Below are 25,444 nucleotides of genomic sequence, written 5' to 3' on the forward strand. Positions count from 1 at the left end.
GTCCGGCGTGTCGCAGGAACGCGACAGACCGGACGGACGGCGTCACATATTCGTTATGCGAATAACAGTCTTTCTTGTCGTCAGGGTCAATCGGCGTTCCCCTGTCCTCACGGATATCGGGATTCGATATCCCCGGAATAACAGGGAAGATTTCCAATGCAGATCGCACGGGAAACATTGCTTCGCTCCTATCGGGCCATGCGCACGATCCGCGATTTCGAGGAGCGGCTGCATGTCGAATTCGCCACGGGTGAGATCCCCGGCTTCGTCCATCTCTATTGCGGCGAGGAAGCGTCCGGGGTCGGCGTCTGCGCCAACCTGACGGATAACGACACCATCTCCAGCACGCATCGCGGTCACGGCCACTGCATCGCCAAGGGTGTCGAGGTCTCGGGCATGATGGCCGAGATCTATGGCAAGAGCACCGGCGTCTGCCGGGGCAAGGGCGGATCGATGCATATCGCCGACCTCTCGCGCGGCATGCTGGGCGCCAACGGCATCGTCGGCGGCGGCCCGCCGCTGATGTGCGGCGCGGCCCTGTCGCACAAGACGCTGAAGGATGGCGGCGTCGCGGTCGCCTTCTACGGCGACGGCGCGTCCAACGAGGGCAGTACGCTGGAAAGCCTCAATCTCGCCACGGTGTGGAAGCTGCCGGTGGTCTTCGTGGTGGAAGATAACGGCTATGGCGAGGCCACGGGCTCGTCCTTCGCCGTGGCGGGCACGCAGAAGGCGCGCGCCGAGGGTTTTGGCATGCCCTACATGGAATGCGACGGCTCCGATTTCTTCGCGGTCTACCAGACCGCCGGCGAGGCCATCGCCCATGCCCGCGCCGGCAACGGCCCGGTCATGCTGCATGTGCATCTGGCCCGCTGGTACGGCCATTTCGAAGGCGACGCCATGACCTATCGCGCCGCCGGCGAAGTCGCCGAGGCCAAGCGCGACCATGACTGTCTGGAGCTGTTCCGCAAGAAGGTGACCGAAGCCGGCCTGCTGGAACATTCGGACCTGGACGCGATCGACGAGGCCGTCCGCGACGAGATCGAAAGCTCGGTCATCGCCGCCAAGGCCGCCCCGCTGCCCGGGCCCGCCGACCTGCTGGCGGACGTCTATGTCCGCTACTGAGCGCCCCGCCTCCTCCTCCCGCGAGCCAGAAAAGAGACAATCATGAGCAAGAAAAGCTTCCGGCAGGCCATCAACGAGGCCATGCGACTGGAAATGCGCCGCGATCCGCGCGTGATCATCATGGGCGAGGACGTGGCCGGCGGCCAGGGCGGCAGCTCGGGCGTCGTCGATGCCTGGGGCGGCGTGCTAGGCGTCACCAAGGGCCTGTATACGGAATTCGGCCCCGAGCGCGTGCTCGACACCCCGATCACCGAGGCCTCCTATATCGGTGCCGCTGCCGGCGCCGCCGCCACGGGCCTGCGCCCGGTGGCCGAGCTGATGTTCGTCGATTTCGTCGGGTGCTGCCTGGACCAGATCATGAACCAGGCCGCCAAGTTCCGCTACATGTTCGGCGGCAAGGCGCGCACGCCGCTGGTGATCCGCGCCATGTTCGGCGCCGGCTTCAACGCCGCCGCCCAGCACAGCCAGGCGCTCTATCCGCTGTTCACCCACATTCCGGGCCTGAAGGTCGTCATCCCCTCATCCCCCTACGAGGCCAAGGGGCTGCTGATCGAGGCGATCCGCGACGACGATCCGGTGATCTTCCTCGAACACAAGGTCATGTACGACGACGAGGAAGAAGTGCCCGACGAGGCCTACACGATCCCCTTCGGCGAGGCGAACCTGACGCGCGAGGGCGACGACGTGACCATCGTGGCCTTCGGCCGGATGGTGAAGCTGGCCAACGAGGCCGCCGACAAGCTGGAACGCCAGGGCATCAGCTGCACCGTGATCGACCCGCGCACGACCTCGCCGCTGGATCGCGACACCATCCTGGATTGCGTGGCCGATACCGGCCGCCTGGTGATCGTCGACGAATCCAGCCCGCGCTGCAACATGGCCGCCGATATCTCGGCCCTGGTGGCGGAAGAGGCGTTCGACGCCCTCAAGGCGCCGATCCGGCGGGTGATTCCGCCCCACACCCCGGTGCCCTTCGCATCGGTGCTGGAATCGCTCTACCTGCCCGATGCCGCGAAGATCGAAGCCGCCGTCAAGGCCGTCATGAACCATAAAGTCACCGAGGCAGCCTGAACCATGAACGCTTCCATCATCCCCATCACCATGCCCAAATTCGGTCTGGCGATGACCGAGGGCAAGCTGGCCGGCTGGATGGTCCGCCCGGGCGCGACCGTCCGCGCCGGTGACGACCTGGCGGATATCGAAACCAGCAAGATCACCAACGCCTACGAAAGCCCGGCCGCCGGCGTGCTGCGCCGCCAGGTGGCGCAGGAAGGCGAGATGCTGGCCGTCGGCGCGCTGATCGGCGTGCTGGCCGACGCCGATACATCTGACGCCGACATCGATGCCTTCATCACGCAGTTCAACGCCGAATTCTCGGCCGGCGCGGCCGAGGACGCCTCCGACACCCCGCCCGAGCCCAGCGTGATCGACGTCAAGGGGCGCTCGCTGCGGGTCCTGGACATCGGGCATGGCGATGGCGACCCGGTCGTGCTGATCCATGGTTTCGGCGGCGATATCGGCAACTGGCTGTTCAATCATGCCGCCCTGGCCTCCGACCGGCGCGTCATCGCCTTCGACCTGCCCGGCCATGGCGGATCGGGCAAGGATGTCGGCCCCGGCTCGCTGGAATTCTTCTCCTCGGTGGTCGTAGACCTGCTGGATACGCTGGGCATCGGGCGCGCCCATCTGGTGGCCCATTCGCTGGGGGGTGCCGTCGCGCTGACCACGGCCAAGACTGCCCCGTCGCGCGTGGCCTCGCTGGCCCTGCTCGCGCCCGCCGGCCTCGGTCCGGACATCAACATGGCCTTCATCGACGGCTTCATCACCGCCGACCGCCAGAAGACCCTGATCCCGGTCCTGTCCTACCTGGTCCATGACAAGGGGCTGATCGGCCGCAAGATGGCCGACGACGTGCTGCGCTACAAGCGGCTGGACGGCGCGGTCGACGCCCTGCGCCAGATCGCGGCGGCAAACTTCGCCGATGGCCGCCAGACCGACAATCTGCGCCCGGTGCTGGAACATGTTCCGCCGACGCTGGTCATCTGGGGCAAGGACGACGAAATCCTGCCGTCCAGCCACGCGGCGGACCTGCCGGACGCGATCACGGTCGAAATCCTGCCCGACACCGGCCATATGCCGCAGATGGAACGGTCGGACGCCGTCAACGGCAAGGTCCGGGCCTTCCTGGCCCACTGAGCCTCAGGCAGGCAGGCGCCCCCTCTCCTCCGCCCGGGCGAGAGGGGGCTCACCCTCAGCCGGGGGGAGTCACCTCCGCCTCCGGGTCGGCGACCTTGCTTTCCTCCCCCTTGCCCAGCAGCGCGGCGACGGCGTTGGCGGTCACCGTCGCTTCGTCATAGCGTGCCAGGGCACGGTAGCGCCCGGCCTCGCCCATCCGGTATCGCAGGTCCGTATCCCGCACCAGGCGCAGCAGCGCCCGGGCCAGCGGCGCGACTTCGCCGGGGGGCACCAGCAGGCCGGTGCGTCCGGCTACCACCTGCTCGCGCGGGCCGGGAATTTCGGTGGCCACGACCGGCAGGCCGCACAGCATCGCTTCGATCACCGACATCGGCAGGCCCTCGAAATGGCTGGGCAGGACGAAGATATCCGCCGCCGCCAGCAGGGCCGGAATATCGCTGCGATATCCCAGCCGGCGCAGCCGCCCGCCAAGCTCGGCCTCCGCGCGTTCGAAATTCTGGTCCAGCGACGGCCCGTGATCCGAAGCCAGGCGTTCGCCCACCACCCAGAGTTCCGCCGCGGAGATCTGCTCCATGGCTTCCAGCAGTTCCGGATATCCTTTGTGGCGCACCAGGCGCGACACGGCGATGATCACCACCGTGTTCGGAGACACGCCCAATTCCATGCGAACCTGCCGACGCGCAACCGGGTCCGGATGAAAGACGGCCGGATCGCGGCCATTGCCCAGCGCAAGCGGCTTCGGATGGATCTTCAGGCGCTGCGCGTCCTGCGCTTCCTCCGCCGAGACGGTGAAGTACCGGTTCGTGATCCGGCCGGCCAGCCATTCCAGCCCCAGCGCCAGGCTGCGCCGCGCTGCCGGGCCGGGCTGGTTGAACAGGAAACCATGGCCGGTATAGGCCACGACCGGAACGCCGCACAGTTTCGCCGCCAGGCGCGCCAGCAGGCCACTGATCGGCATGTGCGCATGCACGATGTCCGGCTGCTCCTGCCGGATCAGCCGCATCAGCGCCGTCAGGGCCTGAAACTGCGCCAGCGGCGAAAAAGAGCGCGCCATCGGAACCGTCTCGACACGCAACCCCTCGGCCCGCACCTCGGCCAGCAAGGGCCCGTCCGCGCAGACACCGACGACCTCATGCCCCTGGGCCCGCAATTCCCGCATCAGGGGCAAAAGAAAATGCCTGAGAGAAAAATCGACGTTGGTAACTTCAAGAATCTTCATCGTCGCTCACACGGACTCCGTGCCGACCATCCGAATACCGGGCATTTTTCCATTGGTCTCCACACGATGCCCGTCTCATAGCACCGAGCCACGCCATCCCGGAAATCGGCATGGGCATATCCGGGGCACGTAGTGCCGGGGCGAGGAACGGCAGACCGCGCCGTCCTTCGCAACCGCCGAGCGGAATCCGATCTAGCCTTCCACCCGCATCAATCCCCAGCGAACGATCTGGCGCGTCCGCTCCTCGCCGCCCGCACGCATGGCGCGGGGTTTGGGGGCCGGAATATCCGCTGCCTTCGGCCCCGACGCGTCCTTGTCCCCCGCTTTCTTGTCGCCGACTTCCTTGTCGTCCTCCTTTTCCGGCCCTTCCCCTTCGCCGGGTTGCGGCTCCGCCGCCGTGTCCGGCTGGGTTTCCGCCTCAGCCGTCGCGTCGTCGCCCGGATGCATGTGGATGACGATCTGGCGTGTCCGTTCGGGCTTCACCCCGCCGCAATAGATGCTTTCCTCGACCGAAAGGGTGCCGCCATCGGCGCGGAATTTCCAGATCCGTCCCCCGACGTCCAGAATGACGATCTGCCCCTCCGCGTCCCATTCCGCCCCCACCGAGGGATGAAGATGAAAACGCAGGTCGAAGGACTGCGCCCGCTCGCCCTCGATGATTTCCTCGCCACGAAGGTCTTCGCCCCCCTCGCCCAGATAGAGCCGGCGCCGCCATGAGGCACCGAAGGGAGCGTGATAGCCGTCATGCGACAGATCCAGCCAATGCGCACCGTCCTGGCCCATCTGTTCGGCCGTCACATGCACGGGGCGACGCTGGATACCGCCCTCGGGCCCGATATCCGAGGACGACCGTCCTTCCAGCACCAGCAGCGAGTGCGCGGCGCTTTCGCGCAAGGCACGCCGCCATTCCGCCGTGGGCCCGGCACCGCAATTGACGATCACGCGCTGGCGCGCGACCGAGAATTCGAACGACAGCGTCCCGGCATGGGCCAGGGCGTCGAAACCGGCCGGCGGAGGCGCCGCCGCGTCGACCAGCAGCAGGGACCGGCCGACCTGCAAGCGGATGAAGCCCCCGTCGGGCATGGCGGTCGCCACCACCCGCGAGCGGGTCGATTGCGCCAGCACCATCTCGATCATCGCGACATTGCCGGCATGGCTGCCGTTGAACAGCGCCAGCCCCCCGTCGCCATGCCGCATCGCCCGCAGCACCGGGCTCATCCGGTCGAGCGCCAGCGCCAGCGGGTCCGGCAGCGGCAACTGGGCCGCCTGCAACATCGCCCGCATCTCGGCCAGCTCGCGTAGCGCCAGGAACTGGATTTCGGGGCTGCGCTGGATGTGGCACCCGTCCTGCAACACCTGCCGCGCCAGTTCGGCATCGAGATAGCGCATGAAGCGGGAGAGGAAGCCGGTATGTTCCGGCATCGCGATCGCCGCCGCCAGCAGGCCCTTGAAGGCGATCAGCGCCCGCCAGTCATGCGTCTCGGGCGGCAGCAGGGCCGCGATCGTCCGCCCCTCGGCCAGCAGCCGCTGCATCAGCCGGTGGCGGAACCCGTCATCGGCCGACGCGGCAAAGAAATCGTAATGCCCCAGCCACGAAGCCAGCCGGGCGCCGGTCACGGCGCAGTCGCGCACCATCGGGTCGGTGGGCGGATGCGCCAGCCAGTCATTGACCAGCGCCCGGGCCTGGAGCCGTGCCGAATCGGTGCCCACGGCGCGCAGGTCCCGCAGCCAGGTGAAACCATGCAGATAGGCGCGGAACGAATCGGGATAGGACGGATCCTCCCACCGGCCCGGACCGATCCGCCGCGTGATCCCGGCATGGGTCAGGCTCCCCAGCGCCAATTGCGCCCCGGATGTCGGGTCGCCGGGCCACAGGTCGCGCACGGCATGGACCGGGGCCGCGGGAACGCGCCCCAGACCCGCCAGCGACGGAAGACGAGCCAGTGAAAGGCGCGCGCCCTCGCTCCAACGTCGCAGGACCATCAGGCCTCTCTCATTTCATGAGACTGATCCGCCCCCCCCATGGATGACGGCCCCGTGTGGATCATACGGGCCGTCTGGCCGCCCCGCGCAGGCCGGCGATCGCGCGCTCGTAATCCGGCTGGCCATAGACCGAGGTTCCGGCCACCAGCATGTCGGCTCCGGCCTCGGTCGCCAGCGCGGCGGTCTGGACATCCACGCCGCCATCGACACCGATCCGGATGTCCCGGCCGGTCGCCTCCGCCATCCGGCGCAGGGTGCGGATCTTGTCCAGCTGGCTTGTCAGGAATTTCTGGCCGCCGAACCCCGGGTTGACGGTCATGACCAGGATCACGTCCACCAAGTCCAGCACCTCGCCTATCGCCTCCGCCGGCGTCGCCGGGCACAGGGCGATGCCCGGCTTCACGCCCAGCGCGCGGATATGCTGCAAGGTCCGGTGGGTATGCGGCCCCGCCTCGATATGCACATGAATATGGTCGGCCCCCGCCTGGGCGAACATCTCCAGATACGGATCGACCGGCGCGATCATCAGATGCACGTCGAACACCAGGCCCGATTGCGGGCGCAGCGCCTTGATCAGTTGCGGTCCGAAAGACAGATTTGGCACGAAATGGCCGTCCATCACGTCAAGATGCAGCCAGTCGGCCCCAGCCCGCTCGACGGCCGCGACCTCCTCCGCCATGCGGGAAAAATCGGCCGAAAGGACGCTGGGCGCGACAAGGGGGGGGAAATGAATGGGCATGCAGACAGTGTAACAGGAAATCACGGGCGGCATGCAAGCGCTTGCATGCCGCCCGCCGCGACCGTTTCCCGTCACGATCGCACGAGACGTCAGGCCCGGCGGAAACGCGCGGCGAAGAACCCGTCCATCCCGCCGATTCCGGCCCACAGCGCCGGGTGGGTCCGCAGCCAGCCTTCCGGGGTCCGGGCCTCGGGCAGCATCGCCAGCTCCTCGACCGTGAACGGGTCGGGCACCAGCCCCATCGCGATCGCGGCCCGGGCGCGTTCCGGCCCTTCCTCGGGCTGGAGCGAGCATACGGCATAGACCAGGCGGCCGCCGGGCCGCAGCATGTCGCGCGCAGCCGCCAGCAGCCGGTCCTGCCCCTCGGTCAGGGCCTGCAGATCGCGCGGGCGCTTGATCCACAGCACATCGGGATGGCGCCGCGCGGTGCCGGTCGCCGAACAGGGCGCATCCAGCAGCACGCCGTCCAGCAGCGCGTCGGGCCGCCAGGTGGTGGCGTCGCCCAGCACGGTCGTCACCCGTTCCGTCAGGCCCAGGCGCGCCAGGTTCTCCTGCAACCGCGCCATCCGGCCGGGCTCGCGCTCGATGGCCGTGACCTCGGCGCCCGAGAAGGCCAGCTGCGCCGTCTTGCCCCCCGGCGCCGCGCACAAATCCGCAATCCGCTCGCCCGGCTGCGCCGCCAGCAGGCGCGCGGGCAGCGACGCCGCCGCGTCCTGCACCCAGAACGCGCCCTCGGCATATCCCGGCAGCTCCGCCACCCGTGTCCCGGCCGGCAGGCGCACCGTGCCGGTCGGCAACAGCTCCGCGCCGGGCGGGCATTCGGCACCGGGGCGCATCGTCAGGTCCAGCGGGGCCTCGCGCCCCAGGGCTTCGGCGATGGGCCGCGCCAGGTCGCCCCACGCGCCCCACAGCCAGGGCGGCACGTCCAGCCGGTCCTGGTCCAGCCCCTCCAGCGCCCCCGCGCCGGCCTGCGCGACGCGGCGCAGCACGGCATTCACCAACCCGGCGAACGGCGTCAGCCCACGCCGGCGCGCCAGCGAGACTGCCGTGCCCACCGCCGCATGGGCCGGCGTATCCAGAAACAGGATCTGCGCCACGCCGATCAGCAGCACCGTGCGCACCGGCAGCGGCGGCTCCTTCTTCAGGAAGGGCTCCAGCACCATGCCGGCCGTCCCCATGTGGCGCAGCACGGTCGCCGCCAGCCGGTGCGCGGCGGCACGGTCGCGTGCGTCCGCATCGCGCGCCGCCGGCGAGTGGTCCAGGCTGTTTTCCAGCATGCGGCGATGTTCCAGGACGCCCTGCACGATATCGAAGGCAATATCCCGCGTCGGGTCCGCCCCGGCCCCGCGCGGTCCGCGCTTCTCCCGTCCATCTGGTGCGCCCTGGTTCATAATGCGTCCGCTCCTCCCGTCCTGTTCCATATGCCGCGTGCTGATGGCATGCCCACCTTTCAACCGCCACCCCTCCGGCCCGGGAATCTGCGTCATATTCCCCTTGACCGGCGACCGGCCGCGTCCAACCGTAACGCCATGACGACCACGCTCCCCGCCGCCATGGCCGGCACCCCGCCCTGCCCGCCCACGATCGCCGCCGCCCTGGCCGACATCCGGCAGCGGATCGCGTCGGCGGCGCGCCATGCGGGCCGCGCGCCGGACGCGGTCACGCTGGTCGCGGTCTCCAAATTCCATCCGCAGTCGAGCGTGCTGGAGGCCCTGCACGCCGGCCAGGCCACCTTCGGCGAGAACCGGGTGCAGGAAGCCGCGGAGAAATTCCCGCCGCTCCGCGCGGACTGGCCCGCCATGCGCCTGCATATCATCGGCGGCCTCCAGACCAACAAGGCTCTGGAGGCGGTGCGGATCGCCGACATGATCGAAAGCCTGGACCGCCCGTCCCTGGCCGACGCGCTGGCCCGGGCCGCCGACCGCGCGGGGCGGCTTCCCGACCTGCTGGTACAGGTCAACACCGGCAACGAATCCCAGAAATCCGGCATCCCGCGCGCCCGGGCCGATGATTTCATTACTTCCTGCCGCCGCCGTTTCGGCGATGCCGTGCGGGGCCTGATGTGCATTCCCCCGGCCGAGGCCGACCCGGCGCCCCATTTCCGCTATCTGGCCGATCTGGCGGGCGCCCATGGCCTGCCGCTGCTGTCGATGGGCATGTCGGCGGATTTCGAGGCCGCGATCGCGGCGGGGGCCACCCATGTCCGCGTTGGCAGCGCGATCTTCGGCCATCGACCTGCGGGCCCACCGAATAGCGCAATCCCGCCCGCTCGCCTTGCTGCCCCCAAATCATGACGCTATGCCGGGAGACAACGCGGCCGGCGCGCCGTTGCCTGCCAACAGTCTTCGGAGACGTCCCGACATGACGCCAGACCCGGTCGACCATACTGCCGGATCGACGCCGCCCGCCCAGGCGGCCGCGACAGCCGCCGAAACCGGCGGCCATTCCTATACATCGTCCAAGATTACCGAATTCGGCGCCGATCAGCACGAACACGCGGCCAGCCCGGTCGGGTTCGCAGCCCTTCTGGCCGTCCTGGGCGTGGTCTTCGGCGATATCGGGACCAGCCCGCTCTACGCCCTGCGTTCGACCATCCTCGTCGTCTCGCAACATCACCAGATCGATGCGTGGGAGGTCATGGGCGTCGAAAGCCTGATCCTCTGGTCGCTGATCCTGATCGTCACCGTGAAATACGTGCTGCTGATCATGCGCGCCGACCATAATGGCGAGGGCGGGATCATCTCGCTGATGGCACTGGCGCAGAAAGTGTCGCAGGACGCCCGGCTGAAACTGGTCCTGGGCATCGCGGGCATCGCCGGGGCCTGCCTGTTCTTCGGCGACGGGCTGATCACGCCCGCCATTTCGGTCCTCTCGGCCGTCGAGGGGCTGGAGGTCAGCTTTCCCGCAGCCCGCGAACTCATCATTCCGATTGCCATCGTGGTGCTGATCGGCCTGTTCAGCGTGCAATCCTACGGCACGGGCAAGGTCGGCACGGTCTTCGGGCCGGTCATGGTGATCTGGTTCAGCATGCTCGGCATCCTGGGCCTGCTCGCCATCGTGCGCCATCCGCAGATCCTGATGGCGATCTCGCCCATCTACGCGGTGAAGTTCATCATCTTTCACGGCTGGCTGTCCTTCATCGCTCTGGGCTCGGTCGTGCTGTCCGTCACGGGGGCCGAGGCACTGTATGCCGACATGGGCCATTTCGGCCGCCAGCCCATCCGCTATGCGTGGCTGTTCTGCGTGCTGCCCTGCCTGGCGCTGAACTATATGGGCCAGGGCGCGCTGATCATTTCCGACCCGTCGGCGATCAGCAATCCGTTCTTCCTGCTGGGGCCGCACTGGCTCCAGATCCCGATGATCATCCTGTCGACGATGGCCACCGTCATCGCCAGCCAGGCCGGCATCTCGGGCGGCTTCTCGCTCTGCCGGCAGCTCATCCAGCTCGGCTACCTGCCGCGCATGCGCATCACCCACACCAACAAGGATGAGGAAGGGCAGATCTTCCTGCCCGAATTCAACCGCTTCCTGATGGTCGGCGCGCTGCTGCTGGTCGTGTCGTTCCGCAGTTCCGATGCCCTGGCCTCCGCCTACGGCATCGCCGTCACCGGCACCTTCATGTGCACCTGCGTGCTGGCGATGGTCGTGTTCCGCCGCCAGTATCACTGGTCGCGGGCGGCGGCGGCGGCGACGTTCGGCGGCTTCTTCATCATGGACAGCGTCTTCTTCGCGTCCAACGCGCTCAAGATCCCGCAGGGCGGCTGGGTGCCGGTCCTGCTGGGCACGGCCCTGACGCTGATGATGACGACGTGGAAGCGCGGCCGCAGCCTGATCATGGCCCGGCAGAAGCTGGACAGCCTGCCCGTCAATTCGTTCCTGGCGCGCCTGCCGCAGTCGCGCACCATCCGCGTGCCCGGCATGGCCGTGTTCATGACCGCGACGCCGGAATTCGTGCCGACCTGCCTGCTGCACAATCTCAAGCACAACAAGGTGCTGCACGAGCACGTGCTGTTCGTCACCGTCCAGACCCTCGACCAGCCGGAAGCCACGCGCGGCCACCGTGTCGCCCTGCAACAGCTCGCCCCGAATATCTACCGGGTGATCCTGCGCTACGGCTTCATGGAAACCCCCAACCTGCCCCGCGCGCTGGAGGAACTGAAAGCCAACGGCGTCGAGTTCGATGCCATGCAGGCCTCCTATTTCACCAGCCGCGAACTGCTGGTCCGTTCCTCGGTGCCCAAGATGTCGCGCTGGCGGATGTCGCTGTTCCTGCTGATGGCGCGCAACGCCATCCCCGCCACCGAATTCTTCCGCATTCCGCCGGATCGCGTGGTGGAACTGGGCGTGCGGCTTGCAATCTGACGTACAAATACCGGCCAATGGCGGGGCGCCGCTGGCGCTCTATGTCCATTGGCCGTTCTGCCTGGCCAAATGTCCGTATTGCGATTTCAACAGCCATGTCCGCGACGCCATTCCCCAGGCCCGCTTCGCCGCCGCCCTGCGGCGCGAACTGGCGCACGAGGCCGCACGCCTGACGGCCGACGGCCCGCGCCGGCTGGGGTCGATCTTCTTCGGCGGCGGCACGCCCTCGCTGATGGCACCGGAGACCGTGGCGTCCCTGATCACCGATGCACGGTCCCTGTTCGCGACGGCACCGGATCTGGAGATCACGCTGGAGGCAAACCCCACCAGCGTCGAGATCGGGCGGCTGCGCGCCTTCCGCGACGCCGGGATCAACCGGGTCTCGCTGGGCATCCAGAGCCTTGATGATAAGGCCCTGCACCTGCTGGGGCGGCAGCATTCCGCCGGCCAGGCCATCGCGGCGCTGGAAACGGCCCGGGCCCTGTTCGACCGCATCTCGTTCGACCTGATCTATGCACGGCCGGACCAGTCGCCGGCGGCCTGGCGGGCCGAGCTGAACCAGGCCCTCGTCCTGGTGTCGGACCATCTGTCGCTCTACCAGCTGACCATCGAACCCGGCACCCGTTTCGAAGGGCTGCATCGCCAGGGGCTGCTGGTCCTGCCTGACGAGGAAGCGGGGGCACTCATGTACGAGGAAACCGCCACGGTCGCCGCCACCCACGGGCTGGCGGCGTATGAGGTCTCGAACTACGCCCGGCCGGGCGCGGAAAGCCGGCACAACCTGACCTACTGGCGCTATGACGATTATCTGGGGATCGGCCCCGGCGCCCACGGGCGGATGACGCTGGCGGACGGGCTGCACGCCACCCGCCGCCATCGGGCCCCGGAACCGTGGGCCGAACGGGTGGAACGGACGGGCAGCGGCCTGATGCAGGACGACATCCTGACATCGCGCGACCGCGCGCGCGAAATGCTGCTGATGGGCCTACGCCTGACCGAAGGCGTGCCCGAGGCACGATTCGCCCGGCGCACCGGCATGCCGATGACCGAGGCGCTGGACCCGGTGATCCTGGCGGCGGCGCTGGAGGAAGGATATCTCGTCCGCGACCAGGCCCCGGGCGGCACAATCCTGCGCGCCACGAATGCAGGCCGCCTCCGGCTGGAGGCCCTGCTCGGCGCCCTGGTGCTGTAACCCCGTGTTTTCCGTGCTGCGCGACGCAAAAACGCACCCCCGGCCGCACCGCTCTTGACGGGCCGCGACAGTTTCAAAACAGTCTTCGATGCAGCCGGACACCGGGCTCTTTCACACAGGACGCAGCATGAACCTTTCCTCTCCCCGGCGCCCGGTGCGCGCCGGCTCCGGCCCCCGCCGCCTCCTGCCCGCCGCGCTGCGGGCGCTCGTGCTCGGGGCGGGCCTGCTGGCCGCCACCCACCCGGCCGCCCACGCCGCCGAGCCGCGCCTGGTGATCGAGGACAATGATTTCCTCGGCCCCGGCGGCTCCGACCAGCAATCGATCATCCCCCTGCTGTTCAACCCCGCCGTCAAGGTGCTGGGCTTTACCGTCGCGACTGGCGATGGCTGGGAAAACCAGGAATCCGCCCATCTGCGCCGCTTCCTGGAGATCATCGGCCGCACCGAGGTGCCGGTTGCCGACGGCGCCGTCTACCCGCTGATCAACAGCGTGCCGCTGATGCGCCTGCGCGAAAAGCAGTTCGGCACCATTCCGTGGAAAGGCGCCTGGGGCGCGCTGGGGTCGATGGACAAGGTGCCGTCGGTGCAGCCGCCGCTGCCGGCAATGAAGGACGGCGCCCCGACCCTGAAGCCGGCGGCGGAAAGCGCGGCCCTGTTCCTGATCCGGCAGGTCCATGCCCACCCGCACCAGGTCACCATCGTCGAAGCCGGGCCGATGACCAACCTGGCATTGGCGATCCGCATCGACCCGACCTTCGCCGCGACGGCGAAGGAACTGATCTTCATGGGCGGCCTGCTGGACACCAGCATGCGCGCCCTGACCGGGAACGTGGATTTCGCCTCCGATTTCAACATGATCTTCGATCCGGAGGCCGCGCATATCACGCTGACCGCCCCGTGGCCGTCGATCACCGTCGTGGGCAACGTGTCCAACGACCTGATGATGACGCGCGACTATCTGAAGCGCATCCAGCAGAAGCGCACGCCGATGACCGACTATATCGGTACCTACTACGACCCCCTGCCGATGTGGGATGAAATGGCGACGGCGATCGCCGCCGATCCCAGCCTGGTCACCGCGTCGCTCGACGCCTATATGGACATCGATCTCGCCAACGGGCCGCATTACGGCCATGTCGTGGTCTGGCCCGACTCCACGGCGCCCCGGGAGACGGGCATCCGCAAGGTGCGGATCGTGCAGACGATCGATGCCCCGCGCTTCCTGGACACATTCCTGCACGAGGCGCAGAGCGACGTGCATCCCGCCGGTCATCCCTGATCCATGCTGCATCTGGTCAAGCTCGCGGTCGGAATTTCCTCCCTCGAGGATCTGGCGCACCGGCAGCGCACAATGGCCGAAGGGGCCGGGGACGGGCTGGATGGCACCCAGCCATCCGGCCGCCCCTGGCTGCAGACCCGCATGTTTCCCCGCCGGGCGCCCGAGATCCTCGATGGCGGCTCGCTCTACCGGGTCATCGGCGGCCTGATCCTGTGCCGCCAGCGCGTCGTCGAGATCCGGCCCGACACGCGCGAGGACGGGGTGGCCTGCGCGCTGATCGTGCTGGCGCCGGAGATCGTCCCCGTGGCACCCCGCCCGATGAGACCGTTCCAGGGCTGGCGCTACCTCTCCCCCGCCGACGCACCGCCCGACCTGGCCGTGGGCGGCGGCGATGGCGGAACGCTCCCCGAATCGCTGCGACGGGACCTGGCGGGACTATGCCTGATCTAGCCCCGCCCCGCCGCGGACGCGGCCGCCATGCCGCCATGATCGGGCTGGCCCTGGTCGGGGCCGTCTCGCTGTCCGCATGCAGCACCACGCCCGGCTCGCGCTATTCCCGCTATTACGCCCATAACGGCGCCTATCGCGCCCCCGGCCCGCCCGAAGACCCGTGGCGGCCCTATATCGCCGATGCCTCGACCCGCTTCTCGGTTCCGCAGGCATGGGTGCGCGCGGTGATCCAGCAGGAATCGGGCGGCCACGAATATCTGAACGGACAGCCGATCACCTCGTCGGCCGGCGCCATGGGCCTGATGCAATTGATGCCGCAGACCTATGCGGACATGCAGGACCAAAATGGGCTGGGGCCGGACCCGTACGAACCGCACGACAATATCCTCGCCGGCACCGCCTATATCCGGCTGATGTACGACCGCTACGGCGCGCCCGGCTTCCTGGCCGCCTACAATGCCGGGCCGCAGCGCCTGGACGACTATCTCCAGACCGGCCGCCCGCTGCCGAACGAGACGGTCAACTACCTGGCCTCGATCACGCCCAATTTGGGCACGGAGGTCGCGCTCAGCGGCCCGCTGGCCGCTTACGGCAGCGACAGCCAGATGGTCTCGGCCACGCCGGCCCCGCTGCCGGTCGTCATGGCGTCGGCGCCCCGCGCCGCCCAGCCGGTCGTCGTCACCCCCACCATCGCCGACCCGACGGGCGGCCAGCCGGTCCAGTATGCGGCCTATGTGCCGCGCCGCGCGCCCGCCGGGCAATGCGCGCGCGACCCGGATGCGGCCTACGACCCCGATGCCCCGTGCCAGCCATTGGCACCCCCTTTGTCGTCGCCGTCGCAGCTTCCCCCGCCCATGCCGACCGTCGCGGTCCCCGCACCGCCCGTCGCCGAGCCGGTGGCCGCCGCTCCGGCCATCGCGGTACCGGCCGCCGCCCGCATCCCCCTGGCCGGCGGCGCCGCGCCCGGCGTCAATTACGGCCAATGGGCCGTCCAGGTCGGCGCGTTCACCTCGGAGGGTCAGGCCCGTTTCGCCAACACCATGGCCCGCCAGGCGGCATTTAACGCCCTGAACGGCGCGCGCAGCATCGTGCAGCCCGTCCCCTCGCCCAACGGGCACCCGCTCTACCGCGCCCGGCTGGCCGGGCTGGCGCGCGACAGCGCCGCCGGGGCGTGTTCGTCCCTGCGCCAGCAGGGGCTGGACTGCATGATCGTCCGCCCCGGCCAATAGGGCCGCTCCACGCCGGGAGCGCAATTACGGGCCGAAGCTCCATTTGATGATGTGGCGGCACTCTCGCCCATCGGGCTGCCGCTTCCGGCAGGCACAGCGAGAGGCCGCGTCAGGAACCCCGCCGGCGGCGGGGCCGACCGGTCAGGTCAGGCCGTCGCGCCCCATGACCAGGAATTTCTCCCGGCGCTGCGCCACCAGCATGGCGCCGCTGAGCGACAGCAGGTCGGGCAGCTCGGCGCCGATGGCATCGCCCACCGCGCGAATCGCGGCCTCCGGGTCGCGCTGCGCGCCCCCCAGCGGCTCGGGAATGATACGGTCGACCAGATGCAGTTGCAGCAGGTCCTGGGCGGTAAGCTTCAGCGCCTCGGCAGCGCTGGTCGCCAGCTTCGGGTCGCGCCACAGGATCGACGCGCAGGCTTCGGGCGAAATGACCGAATAGATCGCGTGTTCCAGCATCATCACCCGGTCGCCCGCGCCCAGCGCGATGGCACCGCCCGATCCGCCCTCGCCGATCACGGTGGCAATCACCGGCACCGGTGCCGACAGGCAGGTATCGATGGACCGCGCGATGGCCTCGGCCTGGCCGCGCGCCTCGGCATCGATGCCCGGCCACGCGCCGGCAGTATCGATAAAGGTCAGGATCGGCATGCCGAAACGGCCCGCCAGTTCCATCAGCCGCTGGGCCTTGCGGTAGCCCTCGGGGCGCGCCATGCCGAAATTATGCTCCAGCCGGCTCTCCAGCTCGGACCCGCGCTCGGTTCCGATCACCACCACCGGCAGGTCCTGGAAACGGCCGATGCCACCGATGACGGCCTTGTCCTCGCCGAACAGGCGATCGCCGGCCAGCGGCGTGAAATCCTGGATCAGGGTGCCGATATACTCGGCCGTATGCGGCCGCTGCGCATGGCGGGCGACCTGGACCTTCTGCCCGGGCGTCAGCTTGGCGTACGCGACGCGAAGCTGCTTTTCCGACTTTTCGGTCAGACGGGCGATTTCCTCGGCGATGTTGATGCCGTCGGGGCCCGACATGTGACGGAGTTCGTCGATCTTGTTCTCAAGCTCGGCGACCGACTTTTCAAAATCTAGAAACTGGCGCATCCCGTGCGGATAGCACAGCCACGAATCCTGCCAAGTCCCCCCACCCGGTCCGCCGCCAAATCCGTCGGGCGGCATGGCCCCTACGGTTGCGTCTCCGGCCGCCCGTCCACGCCCTTCCGGCCACCCGCCAGCGGATGATGCGCCTCGACCACCGCGCGCAGCCGCTCGGCCAGCACATGGGTATAGATCTGGGTCGTGGCGATGTCGGCATGGCCCAGAAGCATCTGGAGGGCGCGCAGGTCGGCGCCGCGCGCCAGCATGTGGGTGGCAAAGGAATGGCGCAGCACATGCGGCGACAGGCGCGCGGGATCCAGCCCGGCCCGCAGGGCCACATCATGCAGGATCCGGTCGAAACCCTGCCGGGTCAGCGGCCGCTGACCATCCCGGCCGGGGAACAGGTACGGGCTGCGCAGCGCCTGGTCCCGCGCCGCCAGCGCCTCGGCCGCCGCCCGCGCCTGGACGGATAACGGCACGAGTCGCTCCCGCCCCCCCTTGCCGCGCACCAGCAGCATGCGGGCATCCCCCGACAACGCGCGGCGCGGCAGGGCGAGCAGTTCCGAAATCCGCAACCCGGACGCATACAGGATTTCCAGCGCCGCGCGCGCGACCAGCCAGCGCCGCCCATCGTCGGGCGGCCCGTCGCACGCCCCCAGCAGCGCATCGACCTCCTCTTCGGTCAGGAAGCGCGGCAGGGTGGCCGGCAGGCGGGGCGCGTCCAGCAACGCGGCCGGATTGTCGGTCCGCATCCCTTCGCGCGTCAGGAACAGATAGAACTGCTTCAGGCAGGACAGGCGCCGCGCCTGCGTGCGTGGCGACAAGCCGGCCTGCGCCAGCCCCGCCATGTATTCGCGCAGCAGGCCCGCATCGGCGCGGACCATCCCGCACCCCGCCTGCACCGCGAACGATTCGAGGTCACGCAGGTCACGAGCATAGGCCCGCAGCGTGTTCACGGCCGCCCCACGCTCGGCGGCCAGCATTTCCAGGAACGATTCGGCCTGGGCCGCCAGGCTCATGAATGGACGAATCGATCCGGCGACAGGTCCTTGTGCACCGCCATGGCCGGCGCCGGCGGCGGAAACATGCCCAGCGACACGAAGCCGCCGAGTCCGACCACGACCACAATGCCCACAAGAGCCAACAGGATGCGCCCCATGACCGAACCCCAACGCGATGATGCCCGCCGCCTTGCCGGAACAGCCGGCCGTGATGCGACATGGCGAGTTGTCTTTGCTCTATGGTAGGTTGGCGCTCATGTCACGCCAGAACGCCTCCGATCCGTCCGAGTCCGCCCCCCGCCCCTCCGCGGGGGAGCAAGCGATGCCTTCCACCGATGCGACAGTGACCGCCCTTCCCCCCGCACCGGGCCGCGAACCGCGCGAGGACAGCATCGTGCTGGTCGGACTGATGGGGGCGGGAAAGACGACGATCGGCCGGCGAATCGCAACCCGCCTCGGCATGCCGTTCATCGATGCCGACGTGGAAATCGAACGCGCGGCAGGCTGCTCGATCGCCGACCTGTTCGCCCAGTATGGCGAGGCCGAGTTCCGCAAGGGCGAGCACCGGGTCATCCGCCGCATTCTCGATGGTCCCCCCGTGGTGCTGGCCACCGGAGGCGGCGCGTTCATGGACCCGGTGACGCGGGCGATCGTGCGCGACCGCGCGACTTCCGTCTGGCTGCGCTGCCCGCTGCCGGTACTGGTGCGCCGGGTGCAGGGACGCGGCCACCGGCCGCTCCTGAACGCAGGCAACCCGCGCGACGTCCTGGCGCGCCTGATGGACATCCGTCACCCGACCTATGCCGAAGCCGATATCATCGTGGATTGTGGAGAAGAAAGCGTGGAACAGAGTGCCGCGACCGTCATCAATGCCCTGGCGCTGGGCAGGCAGCCGCGGCTCGTCCCCGTCACGCTGGATCGCTGGCAATATGACGTGACGATCGGCGAGGACCTGCTGCGCCATGCCGCCGTCCTGCTCTCGCCGGTCCTGCCGCAGAAGCGCGTCGTGGTCGTCACCGACTCGACGGTCGAGTCGCTGCACCTGCCCCATCTGCTCCAGGGACTGGCCGAGGGGGGAATCGAGGCCCGCACCATCGTCGTGCCGCCGGGCGAAGGCTCCAAGACCCTGGCCGAATACGAGCGCGTGACCGGAATATTGCTGGAAATGGGGGTCGAGCGCGGCACCACGGTCATCGCGCTGGGCGGCGGCGTGGTGGGCGACCTGGCCGGTTTCGCGGCGGCGACCACGATGCGCGGCCTGCCCTTCGTGCAGATCCCGACCACCCTGCTGGCGCAGGTCGATTCCTCGGTCGGCGGCAAGACGGGCATCAACACCCCGTTCGGCAAGAACCTGCTGGGCGCGTTCCACCAGCCGCTGGCGGTGCTGGCCGATACGGCAACCCTGGCCACCCTGCCCCGGCGCGAGATCCGCGCTGGCTACGCCGAAATCGTCAAGGCCGGCCTGATCGGCGACCCTACCCTCTTCGAATGGTGCGAGGCCAACGGCCAGGCGGTGCTGGACGGCGATGCCGACAGCCAGGCCGAGGCCGTGCGCCGCGCCTGCGCGTTCAAGGCCGCGGTCGTGGGCGACGACGAACGCGAGGAACGCAAATCGGACGGACGGGCCCTGCTCAACCTGGGGCACACGTTCGGCCACGCGCTGGAGGCCGAACTGGGCTATGACGGCCGCCTGCTGCATGGCGAGGCCGTGTCGCTCGGCCTCCGCCTGGCCTTCGTCACCTCCGAGCGGATGGGCCTGTGCGACGGCGCGGACGTCGCACGCGTGACCGCCCATCTGGAGCGGCTGGGCATGCCGGTGCACCTGCGCGACCTGGACCAGACTTTTTCGGCCGAAAGGCTGCTCGCCCACATGCAGCGCGACAAGAAAATGCGCGACGGGCGCCTGTCCTTCGTCCTGGTGCGGGGCATCGGGCAGGCTTTCACCTGCCGCGACGTTCCGGACAGCCTGGTGCGGGAAATTCTGCTGGCGGAGGGATGCGCTGCATGACACGCCCGTCATGCGTTGCGATATCGCAACACAGATGCGCGGATATCACATAAAACTGCCATAGAGCGGCTCCGGGCCGGCCACCGAATACGCCCCGCCCGGAAATGGTTGCAATCAGCACGTAATCTTAGCGAAACAAACTGTTGCTTTTTCAACACGGTGCTCAATGGTAATGGCTGCTTTGCCTATGATGCGGGTTCCTAACCCGGAACCGGAAGATCTATAGGGGGTTAAGCATCACGCTGAGGTTAGCCGTCTGTGGTTTGACGGTTACTCGAACGGATGATCAAGAGGACGAAAAAATGCGTCTCCGCACGGCATTACTCGCCACCACGCTGATGGCGGCTGCACCTGTTGCAGCCAACGCGACAATCATTACCGGTCCGTATGTCGATCTGGGTGGTGGTTACAACCTGGTTCAGAACCAGCACGGCCATTTCGCCAACAACCCGACGGGCGGCGTGATGAGCTCGTCGCAGTACCGTCACAAGGACGGCTTCACGGGCTTCGGCTCCTTCGGCTGGGGCCTGGGCAACGGCCTGCGCGTCGAGGTCGAGGGCCTGTACAACTATTCCGAGATCAACCACCGCTCCGGCGCGCCCAACCGCACCAGCGGCAGCGACCAGTCCTATGGCGGCCTGGTGAACGTGCTGTATGACATCGACCTGAAGCAGTTCGGGATCGACGTTCCGGTGACGCCGTTCGTCGGTGTGGGTGCCGGCTATCTGTGGCAGCACTACAACCCGACCACGACCAGCTACATGAACGGCAACGTGAACCGTCTGGGCGGCACGACCGGCGGCTTCGCCTACCAGGGCATCGTCGGTGCGGCTTTCGACGTCCCGAACGTTCCGGGCCTGCAGATCACCGCGCAGTACCGCATGGTCGGCCAGACCTTCAACAACGGCTCGTTCACGATGACCTCGTACAGCCCTGCCGGTCTGAGCCGTGGCCACGCGAACTTCGACGACCGCTTCAACCACCAGTTCATCCTGGGTCTGCGCTATGCGTTCGACACCGCGCCGCCGCCGCCGCCGCCGGCTCCGGTCGTTGTGCCGCCCGCCCCGACCCCGGCGCGCACCTACCTGGTGTTCTTCGACTGGGATCGTTCGGACCTGACGGCCCGCGCGCGTGAGATCGTGGCCGAAGCCGCCCAGGCCTCGACCCACATCCAGACGACGCGGATCGAAGTCAACGGCTACACCGACAACTCGGCGGCCCATCCGGGTCCGCGCGGCGAGAAGTACAATCTCGGACTGTCCGTCCGTCGCGCCGACAGCGTGAAGGCCGAACTGATCCGTGACGGCGTGCCCGCGAACGCGATCGACATCCATGGTTACGGCGAGGCGCATCCGCTGGTTCCGACGGGTCCCAACACCCGCGAGCCGCAGAACCGTCGCGTGGAAATCATCCTGCACTGATCCTGGCGGTTTCCGCCCGGTTCGACAGGGTAAAAAGGGATGCCTTCGGGCATCCCTTTTTTTTATTGCGCGCTGTTTCCCGCCATGATGTGAAGGCGGCCCCGCCTCTTCCCAACCGACGAGCGCCGCGCGACGTGCCCAATCCCCGCCCCTCTCCCGCCCCTGCCACGTCCCCCGGCGCCACCGGCAGCCTGCGTGCCCGAATCGTTCCGTTCATGAAATTCGGGATCGTCGGGGGCACGGGGCTGATGTGGGACACGCTGGCGGTCTACGGCTTACGGCCCCTGCTGGGCCTGACGGGCGCCACCGTGCTGGCCTATTTCATCGCGGCCAGCATGAACTGGCTGGCCAACCGGCTCTGGACATTCCGTCACATCGTCCATGCCGACCGGCCGCTGGTTCAGTGGGCACGTTTCCTGGCGGCCTGTTCGCTGGGCTTCGTCATGAATCGCGGCATGGTCTTCACGCTGTTCCTGCTGGTCCCGCTCTGCCGGACCATGCCTTTTCTGGCGCTGGCGGCCGGCGCCCTCGCCGGGCTCGCCGCCAATTTCACCCTCAGCCACCGGATGGTCTTCCGCCACCGGAAACCGGGCCCGTAGGCCGGATCCTCAGAGCATTCCGGAACGGCCGGCATACCAGAAGGCGGCTTCCAGCTTCACGGCGGTCCGGAATTCGGACAGCAGCGCCGGATAGCGCCCCTCGGCGCCATAGCGCCCGGCCAGCGATTCCAGCGTGTCGAGTCCGGCCTCCACCAGCCCGATGAATTTCTCGCCCCCATACAGGGCAATCCAGTCCCAGTAGGGATTGCCCTCCCGCCGGGTCGCCGGGTCCGCCATCAATCTGGCCCCGATCTCGCCATAACCGATCAGGCACGGCGCCAGCGTCACGATCAGGTCCAGCAGGTCGCCCGTCTGGCCCCGATCGAGGATGAAGCGCGTATAGGCCAGCAATTCCAGCGATTCGGGCTGGCCGTGCAGATCCTCGACGCACAATCCCCATCCGGCGCAATAGGCGATATGCAGCGCTAGCTCGGTATCCAGCAGGCCGGACACGATGGCGGAGGCCGATCGCATGCCCTCCATCGTGTCGGCCTTGTAGATCGCCAGCGCATAGGCCCGCGCATACTGGATCAGGTACAGATAATCCTGGATCAGGAACCGCTGGAAATCCGCCTCGGGCAGCGTCCCGTCCGCCATGCCGCGCACGAACGGGTGGTGGATGAACCGTTCCCAGTCCGCGCCGCAATCGCGCCGCAGCCTGCCGGCCAGCCCCTGTTCCAGACGGGGCCAGTCCCGTTCCACGATCCAGCTCATGGGTTCATCCTTTCCTCGGTGTTTTCAGGGCACGCCGATTCACCTCGTCGCGCGCCCTTGCTCTTCCTGCCGGGCACGCCGTGCGCTAGGTGATGGTATCCGAGCTTTCCAGCCTTCGCCATTTCAGGATCGTCAGCCCTCCGCCATGACCTCCACAAACGATATCCGCGCGACCTTCCTCGACTATTTCGCGGCCAACGGTCACCAGATCGTGCCGTCCTCGTCGCTCGTGCCGCGCAACGACCCGACCCTGCTGTTCACGAACGCCGGCATGGTCCAGTTCAAGAACGTCTTCACCGGGCAGGAAACCCGCCCCTACTCCCGCGCCACCACGGCGCAGAAGGTGGTCCGGGCCGGCGGCAAGCATAACGACCTGGACAATGTCGGCTACACCGCCCGCCATCACACCTTCTTCGAGATGATGGGCAATTTCTCCTTCGGCAACTATTTCAAGCCCGAGGCGATCGAATTCGCCTGGAACCTGATCACGCGCAATTTCGGCCTGCCCGCCGACAAGCTGCTGGTCACCGTCTATGCCGATGACGAGGAAGCGGCCGCGCTGTGGCGCAAGATCGCGGGCCTGCCGGACCAGCGGATCATCCGCATCGCCACTGCCGACAATTTCTGGCGGATGGGCGATACAGGCCCCTGCGGCCCGTGCTCGGAAATCTTCTACGACCACGGGCCGGACGTGCCCGGCGGCCCGCCCGGATCGCCGGACGAGGATGGCGACCGGTTCGTCGAGATCTGGAACCTCGTGTTCATGCAGTTCTTCGAGGACCCGCCGGGCATCCGCTCGCCGCTGCCGCGCCCGTCGATCGATACCGGGATGGGGCTGGAACGCTTCGCCGCCATCATGCAGGGCAAGCGCGACAATTACGACACGGACACGATGCGCGCGCTGATCCTGGCATCGGCCGAGGCGACGGGCCAGGACCCGGACGGCCCGTTCCGCGCCAGCCACCGCGTGGTGGCCGACCATCTGCGCTCGACCTCGTTCCTGATCGCGGACGGCGTGCTGCCGTCCAAGGACGGGCGCGGCTACGTCCTGCGCCGCATCATGCGCCGGGCAATGCGCCACCTGCACATGATGGGCACCAAGGAAACGGTGTTCCACCGCCTGGTGCCCGCCCTGGTGCGCCAGATGGGCGCGGCCTACCCCGAACTGGTCCAGGCCGAAGCCCTGATCCGCGAGACGATGCGCGGGGAAGAGGAACGCTTCAAGGCGATGCTGGAACGCGGCCTGGCGCTGCTGGCCGACGAAACGGCGAAGCTGGGCGACGGCCAGAAACTGCCCGGCGACGTGGCCTTCAAGCTGTACGACACGTTCGGTTTCCCGCTGGACCTGACGCAGGACGCGCTGCGCGGCGGCAGTCACGAGGTCGATGTCACGGGCTTCGACGCCGCGATGCAGGTCCAGCGCGAGCGCGCCCGCGCCGCATGGAGCGGCTCGGGCGACAGCGCGACCGAGACCGTGTGGTTCGAGGCTCGCGACCGCTTCGGTGCCAGCGAATTCCTGGGCTACGCGACCGAACAGGCCGATGCCGAAATCCAGGCCATCGTCAGCAACGGCCAGTCGGTGACCGACGCCCCGGCCGGGGCGGAAGTCGCCCTGCTGCTGAACCAGACGCCGTTCTATGGCGAAAGCGGCGGCCAGGTCGGCGATACCGGCCTGATCACGGCCCCCGGCCTGCGCATCGCCGTCACCGATACGCAGAAGCGACTGGGCGACCTGCTGGTGCATTCCGGCACGGTCATCGAGGGCACGGTCCGCGTCGGCCAGGCGGTGACCGCCACCGTCGATCATGAGCGCCGCAGTGCGATCCGCGCCCACCATTCCGCCACCCACCTGCTGCACGAGGCCCTGCGCCGGCGCCTGGGCGCGCACGTCACGCAGAAAGGCAGCCTGAACGCGCCCGACCGCCTGCGCTTCGACATCAGCCAGCCCCGCCCGCTGACGCCCGAGGAAATCGCCGAGGTCGAGGCCGAGGTGAATGCCCGCATCCGCGAGAACAGCGCCGTCACCACCCGCCCGATGTCGCAGGAGGAAGCCGTGGCGCAGGGCGCGATGGCGCTGTTCGGCGAGAAATACGGCGACGAGGTCCGGGTCGTGTTCATGGGCCCGGCCGAGGAGAACCGCCCGGCCTGGTCGATCGAACTGTGCGGCGGCACCCACGTCAACCGCACCGGCGATATCGGCCTGTTCCGCATCACGTCGGAAAGCGGCGTCTCGGCCGGCATCCGCCGCATCGAGGCCGTGACCGGCAAGGCCGCCGAAATGGCCTCGGTCGCCACCGAGCAGCGGCTGGCCCAGGTCGCGGCCATGCTGCGCGTCTCGGCCGCCGAAGCGCCCGAGCGGCTGGCGGTGATCCTGGAAGAACGCAAGGTCATGGAGCGCCAGATCTCCGACCTGCAACGCAAGCTGGCCAGCGGCGGCGAAGGCGGCGCGACCACCGAGACGATCAACGGCATCGGCTTCATCGCCCGCAATGTGGGCGACCTGCCGGCCCGCGAACTGAAATCGCTGGCCGACTCCCTGCGCCAGCAGGTCGGCTCCGGCGTGGTGGCCCTGGTCTCCACCGCCGACGGCAAGGGCAGCGTGGTCGTCAGCGTCACCGCCGACCTGACGGAGCGGTTCGACGCGGTCGAACTGGTGCGCGCGGCCAGCGCGGCCATGGGCGGCAAGGGCGGCGGCGGCCGGCGCGACATGGCGCAGGCCGGCGGCCCCGACGTGGCACAGGCCGATGCGGCGCTGGACGCGGTGCGCAAGTCCCTGGCCTGACCACCCGGCCGGACACATCGCCGCAACCTGAATACACGGCGATGTGTCCGGCCCCT

Annotated in this window: 21 protein-coding genes; 13 read left to right on the forward strand and 8 right to left on the reverse strand. The window is 68.4% G+C overall.

The window, feature by feature from the left end:
• The first annotated feature begins 156 nt into the window (after nt 1-156).
• Genes HLH27_RS05270 through HLH27_RS05280 form a run of 3 tightly spaced genes read left to right on the forward strand, consistent with a single transcriptional unit; the run spans nt 157 to nt 3,318 of the window.
• Nucleotides 157-1,122: a thiamine pyrophosphate-dependent dehydrogenase E1 component subunit alpha gene (locus tag HLH27_RS05270; RefSeq protein WP_182948439.1), complete on the forward strand. Its 966-nt coding sequence runs from the start codon at nt 157-159 to the stop codon at nt 1,120-1,122.
• Between the two features lie 42 nt (nt 1,123-1,164).
• On the forward strand, nt 1,165-2,193 hold the full coding sequence (locus tag HLH27_RS05275) for an alpha-ketoacid dehydrogenase subunit beta (protein WP_182948441.1): 1,029 nt from the start codon (nt 1,165-1,167) through the stop codon (nt 2,191-2,193).
• A 3-nt stretch (nt 2,194-2,196) separates the two neighbouring features.
• The gene (locus tag HLH27_RS05280; protein WP_182948443.1) at nt 2,197-3,318 is read left to right on the forward strand and encodes an acetoin dehydrogenase dihydrolipoyllysine-residue acetyltransferase subunit; all 1,122 of its coding nucleotides are present in this window, start codon (nt 2,197-2,199) and stop codon (nt 3,316-3,318) included.
• A gap of 55 nt (nt 3,319-3,373) precedes the next feature.
• Here HLH27_RS05280 and HLH27_RS05285 read toward each other — a convergent pair whose 3' ends face one another.
• From HLH27_RS05285 to HLH27_RS05300, 4 genes are all read right to left on the reverse strand, one after another.
• On the reverse strand, nt 3,374-4,537 hold the full coding sequence (locus HLH27_RS05285; protein WP_182948445.1) for a glycosyltransferase family 4 protein: 1,164 nt from the start codon (nt 4,535-4,537) through the stop codon (nt 3,374-3,376).
• Between the two features lie 192 nt (nt 4,538-4,729).
• Nucleotides 4,730-6,520 carry a heparinase II/III family protein gene (locus tag HLH27_RS05290; protein WP_182948447.1) on the reverse strand — a complete coding sequence of 597 codons (1,791 nt, stop codon included), beginning with the start codon at nt 6,518-6,520 and terminating at the stop codon, nt 4,730-4,732.
• Nucleotides 6,521-6,581: 61 nt separating this feature from the next.
• Nucleotides 6,582-7,259 (reverse strand): ribulose-phosphate 3-epimerase, encoded by a 678-nt coding sequence (rpe, locus tag HLH27_RS05295; protein ID WP_182948448.1) that lies wholly within the window; start codon nt 7,257-7,259, stop codon nt 6,582-6,584.
• A gap of 89 nt (nt 7,260-7,348) precedes the next feature.
• Nucleotides 7,349-8,650, reverse strand: coding sequence for an RsmB/NOP family class I SAM-dependent RNA methyltransferase (locus HLH27_RS05300; RefSeq protein WP_182948450.1), 1,302 nt, complete (start codon nt 8,648-8,650; stop codon nt 7,349-7,351).
• Between the two features lie 162 nt (nt 8,651-8,812).
• Between HLH27_RS05300 and HLH27_RS05305 the strand changes: the two genes are divergently transcribed.
• The 6 genes from HLH27_RS05305 to HLH27_RS05330 all read left to right on the forward strand — a co-directional run bounded on the left by HLH27_RS05305 (nt 8,813) and on the right by HLH27_RS05330 (nt 15,771).
• Nucleotides 8,813-9,553, forward strand: coding sequence for a YggS family pyridoxal phosphate-dependent enzyme (locus HLH27_RS05305; protein WP_182948769.1), 741 nt, complete (start codon nt 8,813-8,815; stop codon nt 9,551-9,553).
• Between the two features lie 67 nt (nt 9,554-9,620).
• Nucleotides 9,621-11,621, forward strand: coding sequence for a potassium transporter Kup (locus tag HLH27_RS05310; protein ID WP_220790292.1), 2,001 nt, complete (start codon nt 9,621-9,623; stop codon nt 11,619-11,621).
• Nucleotides 11,611-12,813 carry a radical SAM family heme chaperone HemW gene (gene hemW, locus HLH27_RS05315; RefSeq protein ID WP_220790293.1) on the forward strand — a complete coding sequence of 401 codons (1,203 nt, stop codon included), beginning with the start codon at nt 11,611-11,613 and terminating at the stop codon, nt 12,811-12,813. The genes HLH27_RS05310 and hemW overlap by 11 nt, the downstream gene beginning before the upstream one ends.
• A 127-nt stretch (nt 12,814-12,940) precedes the next feature.
• Complete coding sequence (locus HLH27_RS05320; RefSeq protein ID WP_182948452.1) at nt 12,941-14,092, forward strand: nucleoside hydrolase; 1,152 nt, start codon at nt 12,941-12,943, stop codon at nt 14,090-14,092.
• A gap of 3 nt (nt 14,093-14,095) precedes the next feature.
• Nucleotides 14,096-14,542 carry a DUF1489 family protein gene (locus HLH27_RS05325; RefSeq protein WP_182948453.1) on the forward strand — a complete coding sequence of 149 codons (447 nt, stop codon included), beginning with the start codon at nt 14,096-14,098 and terminating at the stop codon, nt 14,540-14,542.
• On the forward strand, nt 14,530-15,771 hold the full coding sequence (locus HLH27_RS05330; protein ID WP_246375500.1) for a lytic transglycosylase domain-containing protein: 1,242 nt from the start codon (nt 14,530-14,532) through the stop codon (nt 15,769-15,771). Before HLH27_RS05325 ends, HLH27_RS05330 begins: the two co-directional genes overlap by 13 nt.
• Before the next feature lie 141 nt (nt 15,772-15,912).
• Here HLH27_RS05330 and HLH27_RS05335 read toward each other — a convergent pair whose 3' ends face one another.
• The 3 genes from HLH27_RS05335 to HLH27_RS05345 all read right to left on the reverse strand — a co-directional run bounded on the left by HLH27_RS05335 (nt 15,913) and on the right by HLH27_RS05345 (nt 18,022).
• On the reverse strand, nt 15,913-16,869 hold the full coding sequence (locus tag HLH27_RS05335) for an acetyl-CoA carboxylase carboxyltransferase subunit alpha (protein WP_182948777.1): 957 nt from the start codon (nt 16,867-16,869) through the stop codon (nt 15,913-15,915).
• A gap of 80 nt (nt 16,870-16,949) precedes the next feature.
• A complete protein-coding gene (locus HLH27_RS05340) occupies nt 16,950-17,882 on the reverse strand; it encodes a tyrosine recombinase (RefSeq protein WP_182948455.1) in 933 nt (310 codons plus the stop codon).
• The gene (locus HLH27_RS05345; RefSeq protein WP_182948457.1) at nt 17,879-18,022 is read right to left on the reverse strand and encodes a hypothetical protein; all 144 of its coding nucleotides are present in this window, start codon (nt 18,020-18,022) and stop codon (nt 17,879-17,881) included. Before HLH27_RS05345 ends, HLH27_RS05340 begins: the two co-directional genes overlap by 4 nt.
• A gap of 98 nt (nt 18,023-18,120) precedes the next feature.
• Here HLH27_RS05345 and aroB point away from each other — a divergent pair, with 98 nt between their 5' ends.
• From aroB to HLH27_RS05360, 3 genes are all read left to right on the forward strand, one after another.
• The gene (gene aroB / locus HLH27_RS05350; RefSeq protein ID WP_182948459.1) at nt 18,121-19,872 is read left to right on the forward strand and encodes a 3-dehydroquinate synthase; all 1,752 of its coding nucleotides are present in this window, start codon (nt 18,121-18,123) and stop codon (nt 19,870-19,872) included.
• A 302-nt stretch (nt 19,873-20,174) separates the two neighbouring features.
• A complete protein-coding gene (locus HLH27_RS05355) occupies nt 20,175-21,293 on the forward strand; it encodes an OmpA family protein (RefSeq protein ID WP_182948461.1) in 1,119 nt (372 codons plus the stop codon).
• Nucleotides 21,294-21,427: 134 nt separating this feature from the next.
• On the forward strand, nt 21,428-21,892 hold the full coding sequence (locus tag HLH27_RS05360; RefSeq protein ID WP_338029844.1) for a GtrA family protein: 465 nt from the start codon (nt 21,428-21,430) through the stop codon (nt 21,890-21,892).
• A 9-nt stretch (nt 21,893-21,901) separates the two neighbouring features.
• Here HLH27_RS05360 and HLH27_RS05365 read toward each other — a convergent pair whose 3' ends face one another.
• Entirely contained in the window at nt 21,902-22,606 is a 705-nt protein-coding gene (locus tag HLH27_RS05365; RefSeq protein ID WP_182948463.1) for a TenA family protein, read from the reverse strand.
• Between the two features lie 145 nt (nt 22,607-22,751).
• Here HLH27_RS05365 and alaS point away from each other — a divergent pair, with 145 nt between their 5' ends.
• Nucleotides 22,752-25,388: an alanine--tRNA ligase gene (alaS, locus tag HLH27_RS05370; RefSeq protein WP_182948465.1), complete on the forward strand. Its 2,637-nt coding sequence runs from the start codon at nt 22,752-22,754 to the stop codon at nt 25,386-25,388.
• Nucleotides 25,389-25,444 lie beyond the last annotated feature (56 nt).

The sequence above is a fragment of the Gluconacetobacter takamatsuzukensis genome, assembly GCF_014174275.1.
Classification (GTDB): domain Bacteria; phylum Pseudomonadota; class Alphaproteobacteria; order Acetobacterales; family Acetobacteraceae; genus Gluconacetobacter; species Gluconacetobacter takamatsuzukensis.

Excerpts from the sequence above, each read along its gene's own strand:
- HLH27_RS05275 (WP_182948441.1), top strand. The coding sequence starts at position 1,165 with ATGAGCAAGAAAAGCTTCCGGCAGGCCATCAACGAGGCCATGCGACTG.
- HLH27_RS05290 (WP_182948447.1), bottom strand. The coding sequence starts at position 6,520 with ATGGTCCTGCGACGTTGGAGCGAGGGCGCGCGCCTTTCACTGGCTCGT.
- aroB (WP_182948459.1), top strand. The coding sequence starts at position 18,121 with ATGTCACGCCAGAACGCCTCCGATCCGTCCGAGTCCGCCCCCCGCCCC.
- HLH27_RS05365 (WP_182948463.1), bottom strand. The coding sequence starts at position 22,606 with ATGAGCTGGATCGTGGAACGGGACTGGCCCCGTCTGGAACAGGGGCTG.
- HLH27_RS05285 (WP_182948445.1), bottom strand. The coding sequence starts at position 4,537 with ATGAAGATTCTTGAAGTTACCAACGTCGATTTTTCTCTCAGGCATTTT.
- alaS (WP_182948465.1), top strand. The coding sequence starts at position 22,752 with ATGACCTCCACAAACGATATCCGCGCGACCTTCCTCGACTATTTCGCG.
- HLH27_RS05325 (WP_182948453.1), top strand. The coding sequence starts at position 14,096 with ATGCTGCATCTGGTCAAGCTCGCGGTCGGAATTTCCTCCCTCGAGGAT.
- HLH27_RS05340 (WP_182948455.1), bottom strand. The coding sequence starts at position 17,882 with ATGAGCCTGGCGGCCCAGGCCGAATCGTTCCTGGAAATGCTGGCCGCC.
- HLH27_RS05300 (WP_182948450.1), bottom strand. The coding sequence starts at position 8,650 with ATGAACCAGGGCGCACCAGATGGACGGGAGAAGCGCGGACCGCGCGGG.
- HLH27_RS05270 (WP_182948439.1), top strand. The coding sequence starts at position 157 with ATGCAGATCGCACGGGAAACATTGCTTCGCTCCTATCGGGCCATGCGC.
- HLH27_RS05345 (WP_182948457.1), bottom strand. The coding sequence starts at position 18,022 with ATGGGGCGCATCCTGTTGGCTCTTGTGGGCATTGTGGTCGTGGTCGGA.
- HLH27_RS05305 (WP_182948769.1), top strand. The coding sequence starts at position 8,813 with ATGGCCGGCACCCCGCCCTGCCCGCCCACGATCGCCGCCGCCCTGGCC.
- HLH27_RS05320 (WP_182948452.1), top strand. The coding sequence starts at position 12,941 with ATGAACCTTTCCTCTCCCCGGCGCCCGGTGCGCGCCGGCTCCGGCCCC.
- HLH27_RS05335 (WP_182948777.1), bottom strand. The coding sequence starts at position 16,869 with ATGCGCCAGTTTCTAGATTTTGAAAAGTCGGTCGCCGAGCTTGAGAAC.
- HLH27_RS05330 (WP_246375500.1), top strand. The coding sequence starts at position 14,530 with ATGCCTGATCTAGCCCCGCCCCGCCGCGGACGCGGCCGCCATGCCGCC.
- HLH27_RS05355 (WP_182948461.1), top strand. The coding sequence starts at position 20,175 with ATGCGTCTCCGCACGGCATTACTCGCCACCACGCTGATGGCGGCTGCA.
- HLH27_RS05280 (WP_182948443.1), top strand. The coding sequence starts at position 2,197 with ATGAACGCTTCCATCATCCCCATCACCATGCCCAAATTCGGTCTGGCG.
- HLH27_RS05310 (WP_220790292.1), top strand. The coding sequence starts at position 9,621 with ATGACGCCAGACCCGGTCGACCATACTGCCGGATCGACGCCGCCCGCC.
- rpe (WP_182948448.1), bottom strand. The coding sequence starts at position 7,259 with ATGCCCATTCATTTCCCCCCCCTTGTCGCGCCCAGCGTCCTTTCGGCC.